General features: G+C 63.0%; 25 protein-coding genes and 1 pseudogene. 20 read left to right on the top strand and 6 right to left on the bottom strand.

The features are described from left to right. From FJ979_RS31795 to FJ979_RS31770, 6 genes are all read left to right on the top strand, one after another. Positions 1 to 249: 2-oxo acid dehydrogenase subunit E2 (locus FJ979_RS31795; protein WP_181168657.1), on the top strand; the 249-nt coding region annotated here is incomplete at its 5' end. 123 nt (positions 250 to 372) lie between these two features. After that, positions 373 to 1,008, top strand: a complete 636-nt coding sequence (locus FJ979_RS31790; RefSeq protein ID WP_140584652.1) for an SGNH/GDSL hydrolase family protein — start codon at positions 373 to 375, stop codon at positions 1,006 to 1,008. Positions 1,009 to 1,023: 15 nt separating this feature from the next. Further along, complete coding sequence (gene lpdA, locus FJ979_RS31785) at positions 1,024 to 2,469, top strand: dihydrolipoyl dehydrogenase (protein ID WP_140584651.1); 1,446 nt, start codon at positions 1,024 to 1,026, stop codon at positions 2,467 to 2,469. A gap of 99 nt (positions 2,470 to 2,568) precedes the next feature. Next, a complete protein-coding gene (locus FJ979_RS31780) occupies positions 2,569 to 2,826 on the top strand; it encodes a GlsB/YeaQ/YmgE family stress response membrane protein (RefSeq protein ID WP_140498561.1) in 258 nt (85 codons plus the stop codon). Positions 2,827 to 2,961: 135 nt separating this feature from the next. Continuing rightward, on the top strand, positions 2,962 to 3,927 hold the full coding sequence (gene lipA, locus FJ979_RS31775; protein ID WP_140584650.1) for a lipoyl synthase: 966 nt from the start codon (positions 2,962 to 2,964) through the stop codon (positions 3,925 to 3,927). 114 nt (positions 3,928 to 4,041) lie between these two features. Next, a complete protein-coding gene (locus FJ979_RS31770; protein WP_140498563.1) occupies positions 4,042 to 4,497 on the top strand; it encodes a type II toxin-antitoxin system RatA family toxin in 456 nt (151 codons plus the stop codon). On the opposite strand, the gene FJ979_RS31765 is transcribed toward FJ979_RS31770, so the two are convergent. Then, complete coding sequence (locus tag FJ979_RS31765; RefSeq protein WP_140584649.1) at positions 4,476 to 4,982, bottom strand: CinA family protein; 507 nt, start codon at positions 4,980 to 4,982, stop codon at positions 4,476 to 4,478. The genes FJ979_RS31770 and FJ979_RS31765 overlap by 22 nt on opposite strands. After that, complete coding sequence (locus FJ979_RS31760) at positions 4,979 to 6,208, bottom strand: bifunctional 2-C-methyl-D-erythritol 4-phosphate cytidylyltransferase/2-C-methyl-D-erythritol 2,4-cyclodiphosphate synthase (protein ID WP_140584655.1); 1,230 nt, start codon at positions 6,206 to 6,208, stop codon at positions 4,979 to 4,981. Before FJ979_RS31760 ends, FJ979_RS31765 begins: the two co-directional genes overlap by 4 nt. Before the next feature lie 237 nt (positions 6,209 to 6,445). Between FJ979_RS31760 and dusB the strand changes: the two genes are divergently transcribed. The 8 genes from dusB to hflX all read left to right on the top strand — a co-directional run bounded on the left by dusB (position 6,446) and on the right by hflX (position 16,658). After that, positions 6,446 to 7,468 (top strand): tRNA dihydrouridine synthase DusB, encoded by a 1,023-nt coding sequence (gene dusB, locus FJ979_RS31755; RefSeq protein ID WP_140584648.1) that lies wholly within the window; start codon positions 6,446 to 6,448, stop codon positions 7,466 to 7,468. Continuing rightward, complete coding sequence (locus FJ979_RS31750; RefSeq protein ID WP_140584647.1) at positions 7,465 to 8,607, top strand: nitrogen regulation protein NR(II); 1,143 nt, start codon at positions 7,465 to 7,467, stop codon at positions 8,605 to 8,607. Before dusB ends, FJ979_RS31750 begins: the two co-directional genes overlap by 4 nt. After that, positions 8,604 to 10,064, top strand: a complete 1,461-nt coding sequence (gene ntrC, locus FJ979_RS31745; protein WP_140515418.1) for a nitrogen regulation protein NR(I) — start codon at positions 8,604 to 8,606, stop codon at positions 10,062 to 10,064. The genes FJ979_RS31750 and ntrC overlap by 4 nt, the downstream gene beginning before the upstream one ends. Before the next feature lie 129 nt (positions 10,065 to 10,193). Then, complete coding sequence (locus FJ979_RS31740; protein ID WP_181168656.1) at positions 10,194 to 12,479, top strand: PAS domain-containing sensor histidine kinase; 2,286 nt, start codon at positions 10,194 to 10,196, stop codon at positions 12,477 to 12,479. Beyond that, entirely contained in the window at positions 12,469 to 13,830 is a 1,362-nt protein-coding gene (locus FJ979_RS31735; RefSeq protein WP_140557244.1) for a sigma-54 dependent transcriptional regulator, read from the top strand. Before FJ979_RS31740 ends, FJ979_RS31735 begins: the two co-directional genes overlap by 11 nt. Before the next feature lie 184 nt (positions 13,831 to 14,014). After that, positions 14,015 to 14,878, top strand: coding sequence for a D-amino-acid transaminase (locus tag FJ979_RS31730; protein ID WP_140557242.1), 864 nt, complete (start codon positions 14,015 to 14,017; stop codon positions 14,876 to 14,878). A gap of 145 nt (positions 14,879 to 15,023) precedes the next feature. Further along, positions 15,024 to 15,269, top strand: a complete 246-nt coding sequence (hfq, locus tag FJ979_RS31725; RefSeq protein WP_006202172.1) for an RNA chaperone Hfq — start codon at positions 15,024 to 15,026, stop codon at positions 15,267 to 15,269. After that, positions 15,270 to 16,658 (top strand): GTPase HflX, encoded by a 1,389-nt coding sequence (gene hflX / locus FJ979_RS31720; RefSeq protein WP_140584646.1) that lies wholly within the window; start codon positions 15,270 to 15,272, stop codon positions 16,656 to 16,658. It abuts the gene before it with no gap. A 61-nt stretch (positions 16,659 to 16,719) separates the two neighbouring features. Here hflX and mazG read toward each other — a convergent pair whose 3' ends face one another. Next, the gene (gene mazG, locus FJ979_RS31715; RefSeq protein WP_140584645.1) at positions 16,720 to 17,544 is read right to left on the bottom strand and encodes a nucleoside triphosphate pyrophosphohydrolase; all 825 of its coding nucleotides are present in this window, start codon (positions 17,542 to 17,544) and stop codon (positions 16,720 to 16,722) included. Between the two features lie 89 nt (positions 17,545 to 17,633). Continuing rightward, positions 17,634 to 18,818 (bottom strand): amino acid aminotransferase, encoded by a 1,185-nt coding sequence (locus tag FJ979_RS31710; RefSeq protein ID WP_140498574.1) that lies wholly within the window; start codon positions 18,816 to 18,818, stop codon positions 17,634 to 17,636. Positions 18,819 to 19,023: 205 nt separating this feature from the next. On the opposite strand from FJ979_RS31710, the gene FJ979_RS31705 reads away from it, so the two are divergent. From FJ979_RS31705 to FJ979_RS31685, 5 genes are all read left to right on the top strand, one after another. Further along, positions 19,024 to 19,545, top strand: a complete 522-nt coding sequence (locus tag FJ979_RS31705; RefSeq protein ID WP_246674191.1) for a sigma-70 family RNA polymerase sigma factor — start codon at positions 19,024 to 19,026, stop codon at positions 19,543 to 19,545. Next, entirely contained in the window at positions 19,542 to 20,315 is a 774-nt protein-coding gene (locus tag FJ979_RS31700) for an anti-sigma factor (RefSeq protein WP_140584644.1), read from the top strand. The genes FJ979_RS31705 and FJ979_RS31700 overlap by 4 nt, the downstream gene beginning before the upstream one ends. Positions 20,316 to 20,338: 23 nt before the next feature. Further along, positions 20,339 to 21,055 carry a Bax inhibitor-1/YccA family protein gene (locus FJ979_RS31695; RefSeq protein ID WP_140584643.1) on the top strand — a complete coding sequence of 239 codons (717 nt, stop codon included), beginning with the start codon at positions 20,339 to 20,341 and terminating at the stop codon, positions 21,053 to 21,055. A gap of 205 nt (positions 21,056 to 21,260) precedes the next feature. Beyond that, on the top strand, positions 21,261 to 22,145 hold the full coding sequence (locus FJ979_RS31690; protein WP_140584642.1) for an aldose 1-epimerase family protein: 885 nt from the start codon (positions 21,261 to 21,263) through the stop codon (positions 22,143 to 22,145). Between the two features lie 77 nt (positions 22,146 to 22,222). Beyond that, on the top strand, positions 22,223 to 22,615 hold the full coding sequence (locus tag FJ979_RS31685) for a GFA family protein (protein ID WP_140498579.1): 393 nt from the start codon (positions 22,223 to 22,225) through the stop codon (positions 22,613 to 22,615). A gap of 48 nt (positions 22,616 to 22,663) precedes the next feature. On the opposite strand, the gene FJ979_RS31680 is transcribed toward FJ979_RS31685, so the two are convergent. Then, positions 22,664 to 24,181 carry a winged helix-turn-helix domain-containing tetratricopeptide repeat protein gene (locus tag FJ979_RS31680; protein WP_181168655.1) on the bottom strand — a complete coding sequence of 506 codons (1,518 nt, stop codon included), beginning with the start codon at positions 24,179 to 24,181 and terminating at the stop codon, positions 22,664 to 22,666. 135 nt (positions 24,182 to 24,316) lie between these two features. Between FJ979_RS31680 and FJ979_RS31675 the strand changes: the two genes are divergently transcribed. Further along, positions 24,317 to 24,577: a DUF1127 domain-containing protein gene (locus tag FJ979_RS31675; RefSeq protein WP_181168654.1), complete on the top strand. Its 261-nt coding sequence runs from the start codon at positions 24,317 to 24,319 to the stop codon at positions 24,575 to 24,577. An 863-nt stretch (positions 24,578 to 25,440) separates the two neighbouring features. Here FJ979_RS31675 and FJ979_RS32810 read toward each other — a convergent pair. Further along, positions 25,441 to 25,631 (bottom strand): annotated as a pseudogene (locus tag FJ979_RS32810) (ISNCY family transposase); the annotation flags it as partial. Positions 25,632 to 25,747: the final 116 nt, after the last annotated feature.

The following is a 25,747-nucleotide window of genomic DNA, read 5'->3' as shown; positions in this document are numbered from 1 at the left end:
GCGGTGTCGAACCTTGGCATGTTCGGCATCAAGGATTTCGCCGCCGTCATCAACCCGCCGCATGCGACGATCCTGGCGGTGGGTGCCGGCGAGGAGCGGGCGGTGGTCAAGAACGGCGAGATCAGAATCGCCACGGTGATGTCGGTGACGCTGTCGACCGACCATCGCGCCGTCGACGGAGCGCTTGGCGCCGAACTGCTGGTAGCCTTCAAGAAGCTGATCGAGAACCCGATGGGCATGCTGGTGTAGGAAGAACAAGGCGGTGCGGAAATTCTTCACCGGCCTCTTCGCCGGCGGCTTGGAGGCGCAGGAATTCGCCGTCGTCACCAATGCCGAGGAAGAATACTCCCTCGCAAGGGCGGGTTGAGCAAGATGAAGACGGTTCTTTGCTACGGCGACTCGCTGACCTGGGGCTACAATGCCGAGGGTGGCCGCCATGCGCTTGAGGATCGCTGGCCAAGCGTGCTGCAGGCTGGGCTCGGTGACGGCGTGCATGTCATTGCCGAGGGGCTAAATGGCCGCACAACGGCGTTCGACGATCACCTGGCAGGCGCCGACCGCAATGGCGCAAGAACGCTGCCGACGGTGCTGACCACGCATGCGCCGATCGACGTCATCGTCATCATGCTCGGCGCCAACGACATGAAGCCCTGGATCCACGGCAATCCCGTTGCGGCCAAACAAGGCATCCAGCGCCTGATCGACATCGTGCGCGGCCACGACTATCCGTTCGACTGGCCGCCGCCGCAGATCCTCATCGTCTCGCCGCCTCTCGTCAGTCGCACCGAAGATGCCGAGTTCAAGGCGATGTTTGCCGGCGGCGACGATGCGTCCAAAGAGCTTGCGCCGCAATATTCCGCGCTTGCCGATGAGGCTGGCTGCGGCTTCTTCGATGCCGGCACTGTGGCCAAGACCACGCCGCTCGACGGCGTCCATCTCGATGCCGAAAATACGCGAAACATCGGCGAGGCGTTGACGCCGCTCGTGCGCGTCATGCTGGAATTGTGATTGAAGGAGAAAACCGTGGCTGAGAACTACGACGTCATCATCATCGGCTCCGGTCCCGGCGGCTATGTCACGGCAGTGCGTTCCGCGCAGCTCGGTTTCAAGACGGCGATCGTCGAGCGCGAGCATCTCGGCGGCATCTGCCTGAACTGGGGCTGCATTCCGACCAAGGCGTTGCTGCGTTCGGCTGAGATCATGCATTATTCGGATCATCTGAAGGACTATGGACTGAAGCTCGACGGCAAGGTCAGCGTCGACACGTCGGCCGTCGTCGACCGCTCGCGCAAGGTTTCGCTGCGGCTCAATGGCGGCGTCGCCTTCCTGATGAAGAAGAACAAGGTCGACGTCATCTGGGGCGAGGCCAAGCTGACAAAACCGGGCGAGATCGTCGTCTCCAAGACGGCCAAGAAGCCGATGGAGCCGCAGCCGCCGGTGCCGAAAGGCGTCAAGGGCGAGGGCACCTACACCGCCAAGCACATCATACTGGCGACCGGCGCCCGGCCGCGGGCGCTGCCGGGCATCGAGCCGGACGGCAAGCTGATCTGGACCTATTTCGAGGCCATGGTGCCCAAGGAAATGCCGAAGTCGCTGCTGGTGATGGGTTCGGGCGCCATCGGCATCGAATTCGCCTCGTTCTACCGCACCATGGGCGCCGACGTGACCGTCGTCGAGCTGCTGCCGGCCGTGATGCCGGTCGAGGACGCCGAGGTGTCGAAATTCGCCCAGAAGCAGTTCGAGAAGCAGGGCATGAAAATCATTCTCGAAGCCAAGGTAACCAAGGTCGAGAAAAGCGCCAATTCAATCACCGCGCATGTCGAGATGAAGGACGGCAAGGTGGAGAAGATCACGGCCGATCGCATGATCTCGGCCGTCGGCGTGCAAGGCAATATCGAGGGCCTCGGCCTGGAAACGCTTGGCGTGAAGACGGAGCGCGGCTGCGTGGTCGTCGACGGCTACGGTAAGACCAATGTGTCCGGCATCTACGCCATCGGCGATGTCGCCGGCCCGCCGATGCTCGCCCACAAGGCCGAGCATGAAGGCGTCGTCTGCGTCGAGAAGATCGCCAATTTCCCCGGCGTGCACGCCACCGACAAGCTGAAGATCCCTGGCTGCACCTATTGCAATCCGCAGGTCGCTTCGGTCGGCCTGACAGAAGCGAAAGCCAAGGCCGAGGGCAAGGATGTCAGGGTCGGCCGCTTCCAGTTCGCCGCCAATGGCAAGGCCATCGCGCTCGGCGAGGACCAGGGCTTCATCAAGACCATCTTCGACAAGAACACCGGCCAACTGCTTGGCGCCCACATGGTGGGCGCCGAAGTGACCGAACTGATCCAGGGTTTTGTCGTTGCGATGAACCTCGAGACGACCGAGGAAGAACTGATGCACACGATCTTCCCGCACCCGACGCTGTCGGAGATGATGAAGGAAAGCGTGCTCGACGCCTATGGCCGTGCGTTGAACGCATGATAGATTGGCCGCACGAGACTCAGACGCGAAAGCCGCAGGAGCTCGACGGCAAGTTAGTTCGTTTCCGGATGCGTTTTTTCTCAAGCAAGGAGAGGGCATATGGACGTGAATGGCGTGGGCTGGATCGCAGCCATCATCATCGGCGGCCTGGCGGGCTGGTTTGCCGAAATGGTCATGAAGAGCAATACCGGCGTCTTGATGAACATCATCTTAGGTATTGCCGGCGCAGTGGTGCTGAACGCGATCCTGCGAGCCTTGAACATCGGCGTATTTGGCGTCGGCTGGACCGCTTACCTGATCACCGGTTTCATCGGCGCCTGCCTGCTGATCTGGGCCGGGCGTCTGGTGCGCCGTTAGTCGGTATCGTTTCCGCCATGCGAAAACGGTTGTGGCGGCATGTACCGCCGCAGCCTTTTTCTTTGTGCTGAAAAGTCCTAGATGACGTGTAAGTGACGATCGCCGGCGGCGATCGCAAAGAAAACCAGGGTTCCGATGGTCACCGTCCTCGACACGATCGCCAATGCGCCGCGGCTGCGGCATCCGGAGAAGGCGCACAAGCCCGACCAGGACGTGCTGCGCAAGCCTGACTGGATCCGCGTCAAGGCGCCTGTGTCGAAAGGCTATGCCGAAACCCGCGAGATCGTGAAATCGCACAAGCTGGTGACGGTCTGCGAGGAGGCCGGCTGCCCGAACATCGGCGAGTGCTGGGACAAGAAGCACGCCACCTTCATGATCATGGGCGAGATCTGCACACGTGCCTGCGCCTTCTGCAACGTCGCCACCGGCATCCCGACCGCGCTCGACCCGGAGGAGCCGGCACGGGTCGCCCACGCGGTCAAGCAGATGGGCCTCAGCCACGTCGTCATCACCTCTGTCGATCGCGACGATCTCGCCGATGGTGGCGCGCAGCATTTCGCCGAGGTCATCCGTGCGATCCGGGCGGCGACGCCTTCAACCACGATCGAGATCCTGACGCCCGACTTCCTGCGCAAGGACGGCGCACTGGAGGTCGTGGTTGCGGCAAAGCCCGATGTCTTCAACCACAATCTCGAAACGGTGCCGTCGAACTACTTGACGGTCCGGCCAGGCGCCCGCTATTTCCATTCGATCAGGCTTTTGCAGCGGGTCAAGGAGCTCGACCCTTCGATCTTTACCAAGTCCGGCATCATGGTTGGACTGGGCGAGGAGCGGAACGAAATCCTGCAGCTTATGGACGATCTGCGTTCGGCCAATGTCGACTTCATGACCATAGGCCAGTATCTGCAGCCATCGAAAAAGCACCACCCGGTGATCCGCTTCGTCACCCCGGAGGAGTTCAAGTCCTTCGAGACGATCGGCCGGACCAAGGGCTTCCTGCTGGTGGCGTCGAGCCCGCTGACCCGCTCCTCGCACCACGCCGGCGACGATTTCGCCAAGCTGCGCGCCGCGCGCCAAGCGCAGCTCGAGAAATCGCTCTGATGCATGTCGCCCAAAGTGACTTCGGGTTTTGGGAGAACGGCATGCACGAAAACAAAGACTCTAAGGTGCGTCGCATGAGTCTGTGTCGACGCGACGCGCTTTAGAGCCGGGTTCATGCCGAAATTCGAAGCCACCCGCCGCGTTTCCCACACGCCGGAACAGATGTTCGCCCTGGTCGCCGACATCGAAGCTTATCCGCAATTCCTGCCGCTTTGCGAGGCACTGACGGTGCGCTCGCGCAAGGAGCGTGACGGGCGCACGATCCTCGTCGCCGATATGAGCATCGGCTACAAGGCGATCCGCGAGACCTTCACGACGCAGGTGCTGCTGAAGCCCGACGAGCGTGCGATCGACGTCAAATACATCGACGGTCCGTTCAAATATCTGACCAATGTCTGGCGATTCGACCCTGCCGACGGCGGCTGTGCCGTCTGCTTCTTCATCGACTACGAGTTCAAAAGCCGCATCCTCGGCGCCCTGATGGGCACGATGTTCGACCGTGCCTTCCGCATGTTCTCCGAAGCCTTCGAAAAGCGTGCTGATGTCATCTACGGTGCAAAACCGGCGTGAGCATGCCCAAGCGCCTGCAATCCCAGCTTGAGTGCATGGCTGACGGTCTCCTGGCGAATGAAAGCACGGCCTTCATCGGCGAACAGCACCCGCTCGGCCGTCACCGGCCGGCCGCTTAGGCCAATCCCGAACCAGACCAGGCCGACCGGTTTTTCCGGCGAGCCGCCGCCCGGTCCGGCAACGCCGGTAACGGCGAGGCTGAGCCCGGCACGGGAGCGCGCCAGCGCGCCGGTTGCCATTTCGATCGCTGTCTCGCGTGAAACCGCGCCATGAGCCTCCAGCGTGGCGGCGGAAACCCCGAGCATGTCCATCTTGGCTTCATTGGAATAGGTGATGAAGCCGCGATCGACCACGGCGGACGAACCGGCGATGTCGGTCAGCGCGACGATGATCATGCCGCCGGTGCAGCTTTCCGCCGTCGCAAGCATAATGCCGCGCTTCTGGCAGGCTCGCAGCAATGCGTTCGCCAGTTCGCTGTTGCTCATTCCGGCACCTCGCCGGGAAACACCACGCTCGCCGTGGCGATCGCCGCAATGCCTTCCTCGCGGCCGACAAAGCCGAGCTTCTCGTTTGTTGTCGCCTTGATGGAGATTCGGTCGGCAGAGATGGCCAGCATCTGCGACAGGGCAGTCGTCATCGCCTCGCGATGCGGGCCGACGCGTGGCGCCTCGCAGATCAGCGTGATGTCGGCATTAGCGATGCGGCCGCCGCGCGCGCGCACCAGCTTTGCCGCATGTTCTACGAATATCCGGGAGGCAGTACCCTTCCACTGCGGGTCGGAGGGTGGGAAATGGGTGCCGATATCGCCGGCGCCGCAGGTCGCCAGCAGCGCATCGGTAAGGGCGTGGAGCCCGACATCGGCATCGGAGTGGCCGGACAGTTTCTTGTCATGTTGGATGGCGATGCCGCAGAGCGTGACGTGGTCGCCAGGCTCGAACGCGTGGACGTCGTAGCCATTGCCGGTTCTGATATCGGGAAAGCGCATGCGCCCGCTGGAAAGTCGTTGGTCCGCCATGGCGATGTCCCGTGCCCAGGTGAGTTTGACGTTATCCGGCGAGCCGGGAACGAGTTTGACCGGCATCTGCATCCACTCGGCGATCGCGGCGTCGTCGGTAAAGTCGGTTTTGCCGCTGTTATAGGCTTCCTCATGCATGGCCATAATCGCCAGGAATGGGAAACCCTGCGGCGTTTGCGCTGCGTGAAGCCCGCTCCGGGAAACCGTTTCGGCGACCATCCCGGCGGTGGATTCGCGTTTCAGCGTGTCGGCGACGGGCAACGCCGGGAGCGCGCCCTCGCGCTCGCCGATGGCTGCGATCGTGCGGTCGATCAGGTCCGCGTCGACGAAGGGGCGCGCCGCGTCGTGGATGAGAACCTTGTCCGGTGCGTGGCTTCTCAACGCCTGCAGTCCGAGTCGAACCGAGTCTTGCCTGGTGGGGCCACCCGCAATTGCCGTGACGCGATTGGAGTGTGCGCCGACGGCATGTCGAAAAAGTTCGTGATCCTCGGCGTGTATGGCCACGACGAGCGGGCCGATACGCGGATGCGCCAGGAAAATATCGATGACGTGGGCGATGACGGCGCGGCCGCCGATCTGCTGATATTGCTTCGGGCCATCGGCCTGTCCGGCACGCGCGCCACGGCCGGCCGCAACAATAACCACCGCGACCTTGCCGTTCGCCTCCAAAGCCTGATTTTCGTTTCCGTCAGTCATGCCGATTGGCTTAGCGCACGATCCCCAAAAGTGTAATCGGTTTTCGGAGAGATCGTAGGCCAACATGAAGCCTAAAACGTCCATTGCGTGTCCGTGCGAGGCGCGGCGCTTTGCTCGGGACTGCAGCCGAGCTCGGCATTTCCCAATTGCGCCGTAATGTGGCGTCATTCCGCGTTGCACATTGCGGCCGATATGGCTAGAGAATGTGCAGCAAATGAACATGCTTGGTTTTTGTGCATGCTTGACCTGACCAAATTGGCCGCACCTCTCGATGTCGGCGGCGTGAGTATCCGCAATCGCGTGTTCCTCGCGCCGATGTCGGGAATTACCGACGAGCCGTTCCGGCGACGCGCCCATGCGCACGGCGCCGGCATGGTCGTGTCCGAAATGGTGGCAAGCGGCGAGCTCGCCAAAGGCAGGGCCGGCTGCGACCTGCGCATACGTCATTCGGGCCTGCCCGTCCATATGGTGCAGCTTGCCGGCCGCGAGGCGGCACACATGGCCGAAGGCGCGCGTATCGCCGCCGGCGAGGGCGCCGACATCATCGACATCAATATGGGTTGCCCCGCCAAGAAGGTGACCGGCGGCTATGCCGGTTCGGCACTGATGCAGAATCTCGATCATGCACTGTCGCTGGTAGACGCCGTGGTCGGCGCGGTCGGTGTGCCGGTGACGCTGAAGATGCGGCTCGGCTGGGACGAAACGGCGCTCAACGCGCCGGACCTGGCGCGCCGTGCCGAGCAGGCGGGCGTCAAGATGGTGACGGTGCACGGCCGCACGCGCTGCCAGTTCTATCAAGGCAATGCTGATTGGCGCGCAATAGCCCGCGTCAAGGCTGCCGTGTCGATCCCGGTTGTCGCCAATGGCGATGTGTCTTCGCCTGCGCAAGCAGCCGCTGTTCTGGAGCAATCCGGCGCCGATGCCGTGATGGTGGGCCGCGCCCACTACGGCGCGCCCTGGGTCGCCGGAACCATCGCGGCCGCGGCGGCAGGCGAGCTTGCCCGGCTACCGGAAAGCGCTGCGGAACTGACCGACTACATCATTGCCCATTACGAGGACATGCTTGCGCTCTACGGCGTCGAGAGCGGCCTGCGCCAGGCGCGCAAGCACCTCGGCTGGTATCTGGACCGCCATGCCGGCGCCGTTGCCGACGAAAAGCGCAAGGCCATTCTCACGTCTTTCGATCCCGCGCGGACGATTACCTTGCTTCGCGAGGTGTTTTCGGCCGCCGAGCAAGCACCCTTGCGGAGCGCCGCATGAACGCCTCCGTCAGCCAGAGCCCGGAAATGGCGGATGCTGCCCAGATCGTGCTCAACACCATCCGCCGTCCGGTCATCATGATCAGTTCGGAGGGGTTCATCACCTTCGCCAACGCCGATGCGGAGGACTTCTTCCGCTCAAGCGCGACGATGCTCGCCCGCAACACGCTGTCAAAGCTCATCCCCTTCGGCAGCCCGCTGCTGACGCTGGTCGACCAGGTGCGCGAGCGCCGGGCCCCCGTCAACGAGTACCGGGTCGACGTGTCGTCTCCGCGTCTCGGCATCGAGAAGGTGGTCGATCTCTATGTTGCCCCGGTGCCGGAGTTTCCAGGCTCCGTCGTGGTGATGTTCCAGGAACGGTCGATGGCCGACAAGATCGACCGGCAGATGACGCATCGCGGCGCGGCGCGCTCGGTGACCGGCCTGGCGGCGATGCTGGCTCACGAGATCAAGAACCCGCTCTCCGGCATCAGGGGCGCTGCCCAGCTGCTTGAACTGTCCGCTTCAGACGAAGATCGCGCGCTGACGCGGCTGATCACCGACGAGACCGATCGCATCGTGTCGCTGGTCGATCGCATGGAGGTGTTTTCCGACGAGCGGCCGATCGACCGCTATCCCGTCAACATCCATGTCGTGCTCGACCATGTGAAGGCGATCGCCAAGAACGGTTTTGCGAAAAAAATCAAGATATTGGAGGATTATGATCCTTCATTGCCTCCGGTCTTCGCCAACCGCGACCAACTCATCCAGGTGTTCCTAAACCTGGTCAAGAACGCCGCCGAGGCGATCGGCGGCGACCCCCAAGGTGAAATCGTCCTGTCGACGGCCTTCCGGCCGGGCATTCGCGTTTCGGTTCCAGGCACTCAGGATCGCGTGTCGCTGCCGCTCGAGTTCTGCGTGCGAGACAACGGTTCCGGCGTCTCGGAGGATATCCTGCCGATCCTGTTCGATCCCTTCATCACCACCAAGCCGAACGGCTCGGGACTGGGCCTCGCGCTGGTGGCCAAGATCGTCGGTGAGCATGGCGGCATCATCGAATGCGAATCGACGCCGCGCGCGACAATGTTCCGCATCCTGATGCCGGCCTGGAAGGAAACGGCGCTCGGTGCCGATGAAGACGCTGAAGGAGACCGCAAATGACCGTTCGCGGCAATATTCTCGTCGCCGACGACGATGCGGCGATCCGTACGGTCCTCAACCAGGCCCTTTCGCGTGTTGGCCATGAGGTGCGCGTGACCTCCAATGCCTCGACGCTGTGGCGCTGGGTGGCGGCGGGCGAGGGAGATCTCGTCATCACCGACGTGGTGATGCCGGACGAGAACGCATTCGACATGCTGCCGCGCATCAAGAAAGCACGGCCGGAGCTGCCCGTCATCGTCATGAGCGCCCAGAATACGTTCATGACGGCGATCCGTGCCTCCGAGACCGGCGCCTACGAATATCTGCCGAAGCCGTTCGACCTCACCGAGCTCCTCAACATCGTCAACCGGGCGCTGTCGGAGCCTCGGCGCCCCAAGATCGACGCGCGGCCGGAAGAGCAGCCCGAGACCATGCCGCTGGTCGGCCGCTCGGCCGCCATGCAGGACATCTATCGCATGCTGGCGCGCATGATGCAGACCGACCTGACGGTGATGATTTCGGGCGAATCGGGCACCGGCAAGGAGCTGGTGGCGCGTGCGCTGCACGAATATGGCCGCCGCCGTGGCGGCCCTTTCGTTGCCATCAACATGGCGGCCATCCCGCGCGACCTGATCGAATCGGAACTGTTCGGCCATGAGAAGGGCGCCTTCACCGGTGCGCAGAACCGCTCAACCGGCCGCTTCGAACAGGCCGAAGGTGGCACGCTGTTCCTTGACGAGATCGGCGACATGCCGATGGAAGCGCAGACGCGCCTGCTGCGCGTCCTCCAGCAAGGCGAATACACGACCGTCGGCGGCCGCACGCCGATCAAGACCGACGTGCGCATCGTCGCCGCCACCAACAAGGATTTGCGCACGCTGATCAACCAGGGGCTCTTCCGCGAGGATCTTTTCTATCGCCTCAATGTGGTGCCCCTCAGGCTGCCGGCGCTGCGCGAGCGCTCCGAGGACGTGCCGGACCTCGTCCGGCACTTCTTCAAGCTCGGCGAGATGGAGGGTCTCCAGACCAAGCGTATCTCGTCGGGCGGCATCGAATTGATGAAGCGCTATCCCTGGCCGGGCAATGTGCGCGAACTGGAAAACCTGGTCCGCAGGCTCGCCGCGCTCTATTCGCAGGATGAAATTTCCGCCGAGATCATCGAGGCGGAACTCAAGACCGGCGAGCGTCCCGTGGTGCCGGGCGGCGGCAACCTCATTCCCGACGACCTGTCCATCGGCCAGGCGGTCGAGCATTTCCTGCAGCGCTATTTCACCTCGTTTGCCGGCGAATTGCCGCCTGCCGGTCTCTACCAGCGCATTCTCTCGGAGGTCGAGTATCCGCTGGTGCTGGCCTCGATGACCGCGACGCGCGGCAACCAGATCAAAGCCGCGGAACTGCTGGGGCTCAACCGCAACACGCTGCGCAAGAAGATTCGCGAACTGGGCGTCAACGTCTACAAATCGTCACGCCAGGCCTGAGCCGGGATAGAGCCGAAGCGCTTTTCCGGGGGACTGTCCGCGAAAGATTTCCGTCCAGGCCACACTTGTTGCATAATCGCCACAATGCGTTGCATAGATCCGACGCAATCACTGGCTCTAGACGGCGACATGGCTTCGCAGGCTCCGACACCGAACGAACCGCTTTTCAACGACCCCGGCACGCGTGACGGGCGCCGGCTGCTGGCGCTGCCCGGCGTGGTGGCGGTCGTCGGTGCGCTGGTCATGGCGGCCATTTCATTCGCGATCCTGGTCGGCGCGACGCCGATTGCGCCCGACGCCAGGACAACCTGGGCGTTGATCGCGCTCAACGCCATCTTCGTCCTGTTGCTGATCGCACTGATCGGCCGGGAGGTGCATCGCATCGTCATGGCGCGCCGGCATGGCAAGGCAGCCTCGCGGCTGCATGTGCGCATCGTGGCTATGTTCGCGCTCGTCGCCGCCATCCCCGCCATCATGGTGGCCATCATTGCGTCGATCACGCTCGATATCGGCCTCGACCGCTGGTTCGAGATTCGCACCAAGACGATCGTCAATTCGTCGCTGTCCATCGCCGATGCCTATGTGCAGGAAAACGCGCGTAACCTGCAGGGCACGACGCTGTCGATGGCCTATGACCTCGACGCGTCGCGCACGCTTTACGGCCTCGACCGGACTGGCTTCCTCGATCTGATGAGCAAGGAAGCGGTGGGCCGCTCGCTGGCGCATGCCGCGCTGATCAAGCCCGACGGCTCCTTCGTGATGAGCGCCAAGACCGATGCCGACTTCGCCATGCCGGAACCGCCCGAGGGAGCGGTCGCCAGCGCCACCGACGGCAAGCCGGTTCTGATCGAGCCGCGCACGCGCAACATCATGGGCGCCATCGTCAAGCTGCGTGAGATCGAGGGGCTCTACCTCTACACGATCCGGCTGGTCGATCCCGAGGTGATAAAGGCGCGCCAGATCGTCAGATCGAACACCGACGAATATCGCAATCTCGAAGACAACAGGCGCACTTCGCAGGTGGCTTTCGCGTTGCCTTATCTGTCGTTGACTTTGATTATCATCCTGTCGGCAATCTGGACCGGCATTGCCGTGGCCGACCGGCTGGTGCGGCCGATTCGTCAGCTCATCGGCGCTGCCGACGAGGTCGCGACCGGCAATCTTGACGTCGCCGTGCCGGTGCGGCCGTCCGACGGCGACGTTGCCTCGCTCGGCAATACCTTCAACAAGATGCTGCAGGAATTGAAATCGCAGCGCAACGAGATCCTGTCCGCCAAGGATCTGATCGACGAGCGACGGCGCTTTTCGGAAGCGGTGCTGGCCGGTGTCACCGCGGGCGTCATCGGCGTCGACCCCTATGGCATCGTCACCATCGTGAACCGCTCGGCCGAGTCCATGCTGGCCATTTCGGCCAGTGCGGCGCTGGGGCAGAACCTTTCCGCCATTCTCCCGCATGTCGGCCGCGTCTTCGAGATCGGCCGCCAATCGGGCAAGCCCGTCTATCGCGAGCAGGTGACGTTTTTCCGCGCCGGCACGGAGCGGACTTTCAACGTGCAGATCACCATCGAGGCCGGCGATAACGGTACGGAGGAGAAATCCTACGTCGTGACGGTCGACGACATCACCGATCTGGTCCAGGCGCAGCGCTCCTCTGCCTGGGCCGACGTGGCGCGCCGCATCGCCCATGAGATCAAGAACCCGCTGACGCCGATCCAGCTTTCAGCCGAGCGCATCAAGCGCCGCTACGGCAAGGTCATCACCGAGGACCGCGAGGTGTTCGACCAGTGCACTGACACGATCATCCGGCAGGTCGAGGATATCGGTCGCATGGTCGACGAATTCTCCGCTTTCGCGCGCATGCCGAAGCCCGAGATGAAGTCCATAGACCTGCGTGAATCCCTGCGCGAGGCCTCCTTCCTGGTCGAGGTGAGCCGTTCCGACATCACGTTCGAGCGCATATTCGGCAACGAACCGCTCAAGGGTACTTTCGACAGCCGCCTGTTGGCGCAGGCTTTCGGCAACGTGATCAAGAACGCTGCCGAAGCGATCGACGGGCTGGAACAGAAGGACGGTTCGCACGGCATAATCCGGATTCAAGCCGGACGTCAGAATGGCGCGATTCGCATCGATGTCATCGACAATGGCAAAGGCCTGCCGCGGGAAAATCGTCAGCGGCTGCTGGAGCCCTACATGACCACGCGTGAGAAGGGCACGGGCCTTGGTCTCGCCATCGTCAAGAAGATCGTGGAGGACCATGGCGGCAGGCTGGAGCTCCACGATGCACCTGCGGATTTCCACGGCGGGCGCGGCGCGATGATCAGCATCATCCTGCCACTTGCGGCCGTGGCGCCAGCGCGCGGCGAAAGCAGGACGGAACACGAAAGAGAAACTGAAAAGGTCGGTAATGGCGTCTGATATTCTGATCGTCGATGACGAGGAAGACATCCGTGAGCTCGTCGCAGGCATACTGAGCGACGAAGGTCACGAAACCCGCACGGCATCCGATGCCGACACCGCGCTGGCGGCCATCGCCGACCGAGCCCCGCGGCTGATTTTCCTCGACATCTGGTTGCAGGGTTCGCGCCTGGACGGCCTGGCTTTGCTGGACGAGATCAAGACCATGCACCCCAACCTGCCGGTGGTGATGATTTCGGGCCATGGCAACATCGAAACCGCGGTCTCCGCCATCAGACGCGGCGCTTATGACTTCATCGAGAAGCCCTTCAAGGCGGACAGGCTGATTCTGATTGCCGAGCGTGCGCTGGAAACCTCCAAGCTGAGGCGCGAGGTTTCCGATCTCAAGCTGCGCAGCGGCGAGACCTTCGACCTGATCGGCATGTCGTCGGCGATGAGCCAGTTGCGCCAGACCATCGAGCGCGTCGCGCCGACCAACAGCCGCGTCATGATCATTGGCCCCTCGGGATCTGGCAAGGAACTGGCCGCGCGCGCCATCCACACGCTGTCGGCGCGCAAGAGCGCGCCTTTCGTGACGCTGAGCGCCGCCAACATCACGCCCGAACGCATGGAGATCGAACTGTTCGGCACCGAATCGAACGGCGTCGAGCGCAAGGTCGGCGCCCTGGAGGAAGCCCATCGCGGCATCCTCTACATCGATGAGGTGGCCGACATGCCGCGCGAGACGCAGAACAAGATCCTGCGTGTGCTGGTCGAACAGCAGTTCGAGCGCGTCGGCGGCACCAAACGGGTCAAGGTCGATGTCCGCATCATCTCCTCGACGTCGCAGAACCTGGAGGCGATGATCGCCGATGGCCGTTTCCGCGAGGATCTTTACCATCGCCTTGCGGTGGTACCGGTGACGGTGCCGGGACTTGCCGAGCGGCGCGAGGACATTCCTTATCTCGTTGACAATTTCATGAAGCAGATCGCCCGTCAGGCCGGCATCAAGCCGCGCCGCATCGGCGATGACGCCATGGCGGTGCTGCAGGCGCACAATTGGCCAGGCAATGTTCGCCAATTGCGCAACAATGTCGAACGGCTGATGATCCTGGCGCGCGGCGAGGATGTCGATGCGCCGATCACCGCCGACCTGTTGCCATCCGAAATCGGCGATGTCATGCCCCGCACGCCGAACCAGTCGGACCAGCACATCATGGCGCTGCCGCTGCGCGAGGCGCGCGAACAATTTGAGAAGGACTATCTGATCGCCCAGATTAACCGGTTCGGCGGCAACATTTCGAAAACGGCCGAGTTCATCGGCATGGAGCGTTCCGCGCTGCACCGCAAGCTGAAGTCGCTCGGCGTCTGACCTGAGAGGTTGAGCGGTTCGGCGTTTTATGCATTGCCGGCCCGGTTCGATACCTTGCTCAAGCAGTTCCGGCCGGAAAACCGTTACACGCTTTCTGGAATTGCTTCAGTGGCCCACGCGATTATCCATCACTGTTGAGGCGGAATCGCCTAAACAAGCCGAAGCAGATCCCCCGAGGTGACAAATGCCGCGTATTGCCTATGTGAACGGGCGCTACACCGCTCATGCCGATGCCGCTGTGCATATCGAAGACCGTGGCTACCAGTTCGCCGACGGCGTTTACGAGGTCTGCGAAGTGGCGCGCGGCTTCATCGTGGACATGCCGCGTCACCTTGCCCGGCTGAACCGTTCGCTGAGCGAGCTGTCGATCGGCTGGCCGGTCACCCCAGGCGTCCTGCCGCTCATCATGCGCGAAGTGGTCAATCGCAACCATGTCGTCAACGGCCTGGTTTACGTCCAGGTCACACGCGGCGTCGCCAGCCGCGACTTCGCCTTCCCCTCGGCTGATACCAGGCCGTCGCTGGTGATCACCGCCAGGAAGCTGGATCCCGCTGCTGGAGCCAAGCGGGCCGAGACCGGTATCGCCGTCATCACCGTGCCCGAGAATCGCTGGGATCGCGTCGACATCAAGAGCACCGGCCTGCTGCCCAATGTGTTGGCCAAGCAGAAGGCCAAGGAAGCTGGCGCGCAGGAAGCCTGGTTCGTGGATACGGACGGCAACGTCAAGGAAGGCGGGTCGTCGAATGCCTGGATCGTCACCAGGGACGGCGTTCTGGTCACCAGGCCCGCCGAGCACGGTATTCTGCGCGGCATAACCCGCACCACCATGTTTGAAGTGGCGGCCAAGCTCGGACTCAAGATCGAGGAACGCGGTTTTTCCGTCGCCGAGGCCAAGGCGGCGAGGGAGGCTTTCATCAGTTCCGCAACCACGATCGCCATGCCGGTCGTGGCCATAGACGGCGACCCGATCGCCAACGGCCACCCCGGCTCGATAACACTTTCGTTGCGGCAAGCCTTTTTTGACATTGCGGAAAAAAGTCCAGCCTGATAACCGCACAGGTGGAATGAACATCAATATATCTCGTTCTGCTTGTCGTTACTGACGACAAGACGGTGTTTGCGCGCTTGACATGTGCTGGTTAATTTGGCGCATTGGCTTGCAAACCGAAGGGGATCGGCGAAAGACAAGAACAATGGCGGAACGATCGCAAAACCTTCAGGACCTGTTCCTGAACTCCGTTCGCAAGAGCAAGAACCCGCTCACCATCTTTCTCATCAACGGCGTGAAGCTGACCGGCGTCGTCACTTCATTCGACAATTTCTGCGTCCTGCTGCGCCGCGACGGCCACTCCCAGCTCGTCTACAAGCACGCCATTTCCACGATCATGCCGAGCCAGCCGGTTCAGATGTTCGATGGCGAGGAAAGCCAGGGCGCCTGATTGGCACGTGAGAAGGACCCGGACCGCAGCGTTCGCGGAAAATCAGCACATCAGCCGGGGACGGAGGCCGAGGGTCCGACCCGGGCAGTTGTCATCGTGCCGGTGCTTACCCGCCAGCCGCGCGGCGAGGACGACACCAACCGTCCGCGGCTGACGCGCTCAGCCGAGGCCCGTCACGACGAGGCGGTCGGTCTTGCCCGCGCCATCGATCTCAATCTGATCCACACGGCCGTGGTTACCGTCAACGATCCACGTCCGGCGACCTTGCTCGGCAGCGGCAAGGTCGAGGAGTTGGCGGAGATCGTCAAGGAAGGGCATGCGGAGGTGGTCATCGTCGATCATCCGCTGACGCCGGTGCAGCAGCGCAACCTCGAGAAGGAATTCAACGCCAAGGTGCTGGACCGCACCGGGCTGATCCTCGAGATCTTTGGCGAGCGCGCCCGCACCAAGGAAGGCACGCTGCAGGTCGAGCTTGCCCATCTCAACTACCAGAAGGGCCGGCTGGTGCGCAGTTGGACCCACCTCGAGCGCCAGCGCGGCGGCGCCGGCTTCCTCGGCGGCCCCGGTGAAACCCAGATCGAATCGGACCGGCGCGTCCTGCAGGACAAGATCGTCAAGCTGAAGCACGAGCTGGAGACGGTACGCCGCACCCGCGACCTGCATCGTGCCAAGCGCAAGAAGGTGCCGTTTCCGGTGGTGGCCATCGTCGGCTACACCAATGCCGGCAAGTCGACGCTGTTCAACAAGCTGACCGGGGCAGGGGTGCTGGCGCAGGACATGCTGTTCGCCACGCTCGATCCGACGCTGCGCCGCGTGCGGCTGCCGCACGGCACGCCGATCATCCTCTCGGATACGGTCGGCTTCATCTCGGACCTGCCGACGCATCTCATCGCGGCTTTCCGCGCCACGCTTGAAGAGGTGGTCGAGGCGGATCTCGTCATCCATTTGCGCGACATTTCCGACCCCGATACCGCAGCCCAGGCTGAGGACGTCGAGCGCATCCTGGCCGATCTCGGCGTCGACGCTAGCGACGCCAAGCGGGTCATCGAAGTCTGGAACAAGGTCGACCTGCTCGATGAAGGCAATCGCGCACGGCTGCTTGCCGAGAGTACGGACGCCAAGGCGCCGCCCGTCGCCATATCGGCCGTCACGGGCGAAGGCATTGACGCGCTGAACGCGATTATCGAGACACGCATGTCCGGCGAGCTTGAGGATCTGACGGTGACGATCGGGCCGGCGCAGTTCGGCCTTGTCGACTGGCTTTACCGCAATGGCGATGTTGTTTCGCGAACCGACAATGACGACGGCAGCGCCACCATCTCCCTCAAGGCCACGCAAAGTGCCCGCGAAGAGATCGAAAGCAGATTGCGTCGCAAGAACAACGGCTGAAGGGATTCCAGGAAAAACGCTGGGCGTTATTCCGCCCGAGGCTGCGTGATGACGAAGAGCTCTACTTCGTGCCTTTTGCTTCCTGCCAGAGCGCTTCCATTTCGTCCAGATCAGCCTTTTCCAGCGAGCTGCCGGATTTCTCCAGGGCCTGCTCGACATAGTGGAAGCGCGAACGGAATTTCTCGTTGGTGCCGCTGAGCGCTGCTTCCGAATCGAGCTTCAGGTGACGGCCGAGATTCACGACGGCAAACAGCATATCGCCGAATTCATCCTTGATCTCCGCGGTTTGGCCTTTGGCCAGCGCCTCGCGCAATTCGCCGATCTCTTCCTCGATCTTGTCGAGGATCGGCGCTGCCTCGCTCCAGTCGAAACCGACGCGGGCGGCCTTCTCCTGAAGCTTCAATGCCCGCGTCAGTGCGGGCAGGGCGACCGGCACGCTGTCCAGAAACCCCTTGCCGTTGTCTTCCGGGTCGAGTCCGCGCGCGAGACGGGCGCTACGCTTCTCGGTCTTCTCTTGTGCCTTGATCTTCTCCCACATGCCCTTGGCCATGCCGGCACTGCGGGCCTGTTCGTCGCCGAAGACGTGTGGATGGCGGCGGATCATCTTCGTGGTGATGGCCTGGACCACGTCGCCGAAAGCGAACTCGCCGGCTTCCTCAGCCATCCGCGCGTGGTACACGACCTGCAAAAGGAGATCGCCGAGTTCGTCGCGCAGATCGTCGAGATCGCCGCGCGCGATGGCGTCGGCCACCTCATAGGCCTCCTCGATCGTGTAAGGCGCGATGGTCGAGAAATCCTGTTCGATATCCCACGGACAGCCGGTCTTTGGCGCACGCAGCGCCGCCATGATTTCGATCAGGCGCGAAATGTCTTTCGATGGCTTCATGCGGCGGATGCTATCGCGCGGTCCGCCGCGCGGCCAATGCTGTCGGCGAGCGAAGCGGGCTTGTCCACAGTTGCGCCGAACAAGTCCGGTCAGTCGAGCACGGAAACGATCGCCTTGGCGAGCTTGTCCATGCCGTCTTCCGGCAGGCCGGCGACATTGATGCGGCTGTCGCCGACCATGTAGACGCCATATTCCGCGCGCAGCCGTTCGACCTGCGCTTCCGTGAGCCCAAGCCGGGAAAACATGCCGCGATGGCTGGCGACGAAATCGAAGCGGTCGGAATTGGACTGCCGGCGCAGCGCCTCGGCGAATTGCACCCGAAGCCTGAGCATGCGCAGGCGCATCTCCTCGAGCTCGGCTTCCCAGTCCGCGCGCAAGACCGCGTCCTCGAGCACGATGCGCACTGCCGCTGCGCCGTGGTCCGGCGGCATCGAATACATGGCACGAGCCGCCGACAGCATCTGGCCCAGCGCCACGTCGGCCTGCGCGCTGTCCCTGGCCAGGATCATCGCCGCGCCGACACGGTCGCGGTAGACGGCGAAGTTCTTCGAGCAGCTGGACGCGACGACCATTTCCGGAACTTTTTCGGCCAGCAGCCGCAGTCCGCCGGCATCGGCCTCGAGGCCATCGCCAAAGCCCTGATAGGCAATGTCGACAAACGGCAGCAGGCCGCGCTCGACGACGAGATCGGTGACAGCGGCCCACTGCGCGATGTCCAGATTGGCGCCGGTCGGGTTGTGGCAGCAGCCATGCAGCAGCACCACGTCGCCGCCCTTCGCCGTGCGCAGTGCTGCCAGCATGTCGTCGAAGCGAACGGCGCCCGATGTCGCGTCGAAATAGGGATATTCACGGATTTGCAGCCCGGCGGCGCGCATCACTGGCATGTGGTTCGGCCAGGTGGGATCGGACAACCAGACCGTCGCATCGGCGCGGGTTCGCTTCAAAAGCTCGGCCACCAGCCGCAACGCGCCGGAGCCGCCCGGCGCCTGCGCGGCACGGATCCGCGTCATGTCTGCGTCCGCACCGAAGGCGAGCCTGGCCATCACGGTATTGAACCCGGTGTCGCCGGCGAGGCCGAGATAAGTCTTGGTGTCCTGACCCTGCAGCAGCCGCTTCTCCGCCTCGCGCACGGCCCGCATGACCGGCGTCTTGCCGTCGCGATCCTTGTAGACGCCGACACCGAGGTCGACCTTGTCGGGTCGAGGATCGGCACGATAGAGGCCGATTAGGGCAAGGATCTTGTCGGCGGCAGCCGGCTGAAGGTTTTCAAACATCTGCATGGTTCCGTTGGCGCGGCGGAGTGATACGCAAATCGAACCCCTTGCACCAGCGGTTTTAACTCGCGCCAGCCTGAATCGCATAGCCTGGCATCGCTGCGAGCTACCTCCGCGGCTGCATATCTGCGGCGTTTCGCGAAAAAATCTGCAGGGCCGGGATTAAAACCCCCACATGTTCCGTAAACAGGGCATGAAACGGTCGATGCCACGCTTCGATATCGTCGGACAACTCGGTTCGCTCAGGCGTTACGCGCGCTCGCTGACGCGCGACGGTGCCGATGCCGAGGATCTCGTGCATGACGCTCTTGTGCGCGCCTATGAGCGGCGCGGCACCTTCCGCTCGGGCGGAAATTTGCGCGCCTGGCTGCTGTCCATCGTCCACAATACGTTCGTCGACCGCATGCGCTCGCGACGCTCGGAGGCAGCGCGCCTCGAACAGGCTGGATACCTTGCGGACGGCAGCGCGCCGGCGCCGCAGGAGCATTCGGTGCGCCTGGGCCAGGTGCGCGATGCTTTTTTCAGCCTGCCCGAAGAACAGCGCTCGGCCCTGCATCTCGTCGCCATTGAGGGCCTTTCCTACAGCCAGGCGGCCGATGCCAGCGGCGTGCCACTCGGAACGCTGATGTCGCGCATCGGTAGGGCGCGCGCCGCGCTTCGGAAGATGGAGGAGGGGGCTCCGACGAAGGCGAAAAATCACCTCAGGATTGTTGGAGGCCCGTCATGACAGGAACTATCGACCCCGTGACGGACGCCGATCTCGACGCCTATGTCGACGATCAGCTCGACGTCTCGCGCCGTATCGAAGTCGAGGCCTTCCTCTCCGCCCGGCCGGAAGCGGCCGCGCGTGTGATGTCGGATCTCAGGATGCGGGACGAACTGCGCGTGGCGCTGGCCGGATCAGGCGGCATGGCGAGGCCGGTGACGACCGATGCCGCGCGGCGCCTGGAGAGGGGGCTTGCCCGGGGCCGCATCTTCGGCGTCTTGCAACGTGCCGCGGCGGTGGCCGCTTTCGTCGCCGCCGGCTGGCTGGCCAACGGCATTGTCGGGCCGATGTCGGTGACCAGGGTCGTCGCCTCGCCGCAGCCGCCCGCCTATGTCGACGAGGCGGTGCGCGCACACAGGACGACCCTTGTGCGCGAAAGCATGTCTTCGCAGGCCGAGGCGCCAAACTACAATGCCGGCGAAATCCGCGCGGCGACGGCCATCGTCATGCCCTCCTTGCCCAAGGACTGGAAGGTCCGCGACGTGCAGGTCTATCCATCGCGCTTCGGCCCCAGCGTCGAGATGGCGGTCGAGACCAAGGAGATGGGCCTGGTGTCACTGTTCGCGATACGGCCGGGAATCTTCGACGTGGTCAAGCCGACCGTCGCGCCCTTGGGCGACATTTCCTCGGCCTATTTCCAGATCGGCGAGGTCGCCTATGCGGTGGTCGCGCAAAGCGAGGTTCGTGACCTCGACCGCGCCGCCGAGACGCTTGCGAGAACGCTTTACTGATCCGTTCACAAAGGAGAATGCAAATGAACACGCCCAACCTGGGATACCGCGTCGGCACCGGCGCCCAAAGCGGCGCCCTCTACGACGAGGGCCTGCGCCAGCACATGCTGCGCGTCTACAACTATATGGGCCTCGGCCTCGTGGTCACCGGCCTCATCGCGTTCATGGTGTCGTCGACGCCCGCGCTCTACGTGCCAATCTTTTCCAGCCCGCTGAAATGGGTGGTGATGCTGGCGCCGCTCGCCTTCGTCCTGCTGTTCTCGTTCAAGATGCAGACGATGTCGGCGGCAAGCGCGCAGGCGATGTTCTGGGCCTTCTGTGCGGTCATGGGTCTGTCGCTGGCCTCGGTCTTCCTGGTTTTCACCGGAACCAGCATCGCACGCACCTTCTTCATCGCCGCCACCATGTTCGGCGCCACCAGCCTCTACGGCTACACGACCCGGCGTGACCTGACCCAGTTCTCGTCCTTTCTGATCATGGGCCTGATCGGCGTGGTGATTGCCAGCATCGTCAACATCTTTCTCGGCTCGACCGCTTTGCAGTTCGCCATCTCGGTGATCGGCATCGCCGTGTTCATCGGCCTGACTGCCTGGGACACGCAGTCGATCAAGGAACAGTATGCGGAGAACTTCGACGCGGAGTCGCGGCAGAAGCTGGCCGTTTTGGGCGCCTTCTCGCTCTACCTCAACTTCGTCAACATCTTCCAGCTGTTGCTGAACTTCACCGGCGAGCGGGAATAGTCCGAACTGTAGCAGGCAACACCTTGCATCTTGCCGTGGCCGGAGGGAAATCTCCGGCCACTCTTCATTTGAGACGGCGCCTTGCCCGCTTGTGCCATCGCACGTTCATCGTGACTGTGTGAAACGCAATGCAAACCGCCGCCTTGAGTTCACGCCTGGCCATTTGCTAGCCTGCCGGCCAAGCAAAGACAAACCGCGAGAACATATGGCACAGGACAGCCAGACACTTCATGGCGACGACATCTCGGCCGTTATAGTCGGGCAGGGGGCCGAACTGGTCTCGCTGCGGGATGCGGATGGGCTGGAGCTTGTGTGGCAGGCCGGACCGGCCTGGCGCCGTCATTCCCCGGTGTTGTTTCCGATCGTCGGCCGGCTGAAGGGCGACCAACTGCGCCATCGCGGCCAGACCTATCCGATGACGCAGCACGGCTTCGCCCGCGATAAGTCGTTTGCCTGGGCGGAGAGGGGTTCTCGGTCCTGCATGCTGGTGCTCACCGACGACGCGGAGACCCGAACGCACTACCCCTTCGCCTTCCGTCTGGCGGTAACCTACACTCTCGACGGCCGGCAGCTTGGCGTCACGTTCGAGATCACCAACACCGGCGACGAGCCGCTACCGGCGTCGATCGGGGCGCACCCGGCATTCAACTGGCCGCTGCTGCCGGACCTGCCCAAGGAGGCCTACCGCCTGACCTTTGCAAAGCCCGAGCATGCGCCGATCCGCCGTCTCAAGGACGGGTTACTGCTGGCGGCAAGGCAGCCGACGCCCATCGAGGGCAACATTCTCGCTTTGTCGGATCGACTGTTTGACGAGGATGCCTTGATCCTGGACCAGCCTTCCAGCACCGCTGTGCGTTACGGTGCCGATCGTGGTCCGGCGATCGAGATGCATTGGAACGGATTCCGGGAATTGGGCGTCTGGTCAAAGCCGGGCGGCGCGCCATTCCTCTGCATCGAACCCTGGCACGGCCTCGCCAGCCCGGTGGATTTCGATGGCGAATTCGCCGACAAGCCAGGAGTGATGCTGATCGAGCCGGCCGGAAGGCGCGTACTCGGCTATCGGATCGAACTTCAACCGCAGGCGCATTAGCTGAAAGGCTGGCGCCGCGTTCATGGATGGTGGAGTTGTCGTAAACATCCAACTCGCTTGATTTGGAGGAATGCAGCATGGACCGATTCACCGGCGGTTGCCTGTGCGGCAACGTCCGAATTGTGGCGACTGGACGCCCATACCGGGTGGGCCTTTGTCACTGTCTCGACTGCCGCAAGCATCACGGGGCGCTTTTTCATGCTTCCGCGATTTTCCCTCAGGATGCGGTGACGATCGATGGCGAAACCCGTGACTACGCCGGGCGGTTCTTCTGTCCCCGTTGCGGCTCGACCATTTTTGGTCGCACCGCCGACGAAATCGAAGTGAACCTGGGATCCCTGGATGCCCCGGACCAACTGACGCCAACGTACGAAAGCTGGATCGTCCGTCGCGAAACCTGGTTGCCGCCGTTTCCGCTCACGAGACGATATGAGCGCGATCGTGACGCCACGGGTCGGTTCGAAGAGTAGGCGGCACGAACGGCGGGAAGGCGCCATGACCAAGGGACCGGCGGCGCTTCAATCCGGAAGGCCGGCCTTGCGGAAGCCATCGACGAAATGGTCGAGCATCGCCGGATCGCGGAAGGGCTCCGTCCAGACCCAATGGCTGGTGGTGAAATGCGGATTGCCGACGAGGAACAGTTCGACTTCCGCGCGCGCCTCGTCGAGCCGGCCGAGCTGCGCGAGGCTGGCCGCCAGGAAGCGGCGTGAGCTGGTGCGGTAAGTCTCGTCCCGGCGCAGTGTCTTGACGGCGGCTTTGTAGTCGCGCGCCGCATATTGCGCCGCGCCGAGCGTCAGATAGTACCAGCTTGCCGGAAACGGGTTGAGCCGGAACGCCTTGCGGATCTGTTCGAGTCCTTCCTCGACCCGCCCGGCCAGCACGGAGATGTCAGACAGTGTCGCCCAGGCATCGGCCTCGTTGGGGTCGAGCTCGAACGCCCTGGCGAACTCGGCATCCGCTTCGGCGAAGTCGCGCTCATAGGCAAGCAGGTTGCCGAGCACCCAGCGGCAGCCGGCGTCGTTGGGATCGATCGCCACCGCCTTGCGCGCCAGCTCCAGGGCAATACGGCGGTTGGGTTCCACCGGCTCGCCCCAATGCACCCATCCCATCCAGTGGTTCATGGCAAGCCAGCGATAGGCCTCGGCATAGTCCGGATCGAGCGCGACCGCGCGCGTCAGCATCAGATGCGCCTCCCGCGCGGTCTGCGGCGAATCGTCGATCAGCTTGCGCGCCCGCACGCACAGATCGTAGGCCTCGAGAGTCTTGGGCCGATTGCGCGGCGGCGGCGCGCGCAGCCGGCCAAGCAGCGCCTCCACGATCTTGGCCGTCACCTCGTCCTGAACGGCAAAGATATCGTCCAGGCCGCGATCGAAGCGTTCCGCCCACAGGTGATCGCCGCTCGCCGCGTCGACCAGCTGGGCGTTGATGCGCACGCGCCCCGCGGCACGTCTTGCGCTGCCCTCCAGGAGGTAGCGCACGCCAAGCTCCCGGGCGATCTCGCGCACGTCCGCCGCCTTTCCCTTGTAGGCGAAGGTCGAATTGCGCGCGATGACGAACAAGCCCGAGGCCCTGGACAGGTCGGTGATCAGGTCTTCGGTCAATCCGTCGGCGAAAGGCTCTTGTTCGGGGTCGTTGCTGAGATTGACGAAGGGGAGCACGGCTATCGACGGTTTGTCGGGCAGCGGCAAAGCTTTTCGGTTCGCGCCATCGAGGGGTTCGACGATCCCCGTGAAGCGGTAGCCGACGCGCGGAACAGTGGTGATCCATTCACCGCCGTCGGCGGACGGACCAAGCAGCTTGCGCAGCTGCGCGATCTGGACGGTGAGATTGCCTTCCTCGACGGCCGTACCCGGCCACGCCGCATCCATCAGCTTGGCCTTGTCGAGGATTTCGCCAGGCCGCCCGACGAGCGCCGCCAACAGCTTCAGCCCGCGGTAGCCGACGGCAACAGGATCATCGTTCCGAAGCAGCGTTCCCGCATCCGGATCAAGCACGAACGGACCGAAGGCAAAGCGCGATCCCTGCATAAGGCGCATCTATAGCCCGTTTGGACCTTTTGAGAACTATTTGGGAGGGCTTAATTACGGCGCTGTTTGCATCCGGCACAATTCAACCTCTTTCAGGTCGAGGTCCCAAGTCGAGGACCCACCCTCAAACCATAGGAGGTTGCCATGAACGATACCCTTGCATCGACGCGGTGTCAGACGGTGCGGCCGAGAATGCCTGTAGTGCTGGCGGAAGCGTCGCGTCGGTACTTGGCGACCCTGCGAAGCATTGTCGCGGCCTGGCACGATCGGACCTGGCGCGAGCGGATACGCTTTCGCTGGGAGCTTGAGCGAATGTCGAAGGACAATCCCCATCTGATCGACGACATCGGACTGACGAGAGGGCAGGTCGAGGCAGAGCTCGCAAAGCCCTTCTGGCGACGGTAGGCCGAATGCTGAGCAGATCTCAGCGGCAAAGGGTAGGGGGTGTCAGACCTGCCGGACGTTCCGCTGAAGCGCGACAAGCAGCTTCTTGGCGCCGACGGGAGCGCCCGATCGGGCGTAAGCTGGTCAGGGGTTGTACAGCCCAATCGGGCGCGATCCAGTAGGGCTCCTTGGCTTTAGCTTTGAGGGATACGAGGGCGAGCGTGCGACCCATGCCGGCGAAGATGTGACTAGCGCAGGGCGTTCAACCGCCTCCGCAGCAGGAAATGAAAGTCGCACAGGAAGAAAAGCCCAACCAGCATGCCAGATGTGGAGCCCACTACATCGCGCCAGCCAAGCTCGGACCAACTCCAAACAGCTTTGGACAGGGCATATGGGGGGATTAGCAATGACAGTCCAACGAAACAGGCGGTTGTCGCAAGCCAGGTTCTTTCGAACGAGAACGCTTTCTGTCCTTCGAAGCTACGAATTGTAGGATCGCGAAATCAACTGGCTGTAGATAGCACCGTCTTGCTTTCGTAGGCTCTGGATGAATATGGCGGTGGCGCAGAGAAACGCTGCATACATAGCCAAGAGACCTCTGAAAATCCGAAGGTGGGGATCAGCGCCGAGGGGAGCCATGCAGTAGAGCGCCGCGAGGGCTGCAGCAGCCATGAATCCGTTGAAACAAAGTCGGATGGGATGCCACCGGTCTAGCGATCCAAGAAACATTTCCGGCCTCAACCCACTCCCAATCAGGCAAGAGAGCTTCTTCCGCATGTATTAACTTCTGCTTTCCTGTCCGTCTAAGATATTCTCGAAACGCCTCAAATGGGGTGATGGCCGAAATCTCATTCCGCTCCTTCCAGCCTCGCCAACGCCTGTTCTCACCGGGCAATCACGGCGGGATCGTTCATGAAGTCCGTCCGTTTGCCCGGCTTGCGTCCGCGCTTCAATAACCGTTGCCCTGGCTGCCGTCGGGAATGCCGAACATGTGGTTCGTCTCGCCGATGCGGCGGCGTCCGTGCTGGCTGCGCGTCAGTTCACGGTCGGCCTGCATCTCGGCCACCGTTGCAAGCGGAAAGTGTTGGCATCACTAAATGGCTGCTACATCCATTGTGGCGGCGATGTAGAAATGTCGCCGGTTCTGCAAAGTAGAAATGTCGCATTGGCCGTTCCAAAGGGCAGGGTGCA

Origin of the sequence: Mesorhizobium sp. B1-1-6 (assembly GCF_006443035.1) — a bacterium.
GTDB lineage: Bacteria > Pseudomonadota > Alphaproteobacteria > Rhizobiales > Rhizobiaceae > Mesorhizobium.
This window is presented reverse-complemented; position numbering and strand designations above follow the sequence as displayed.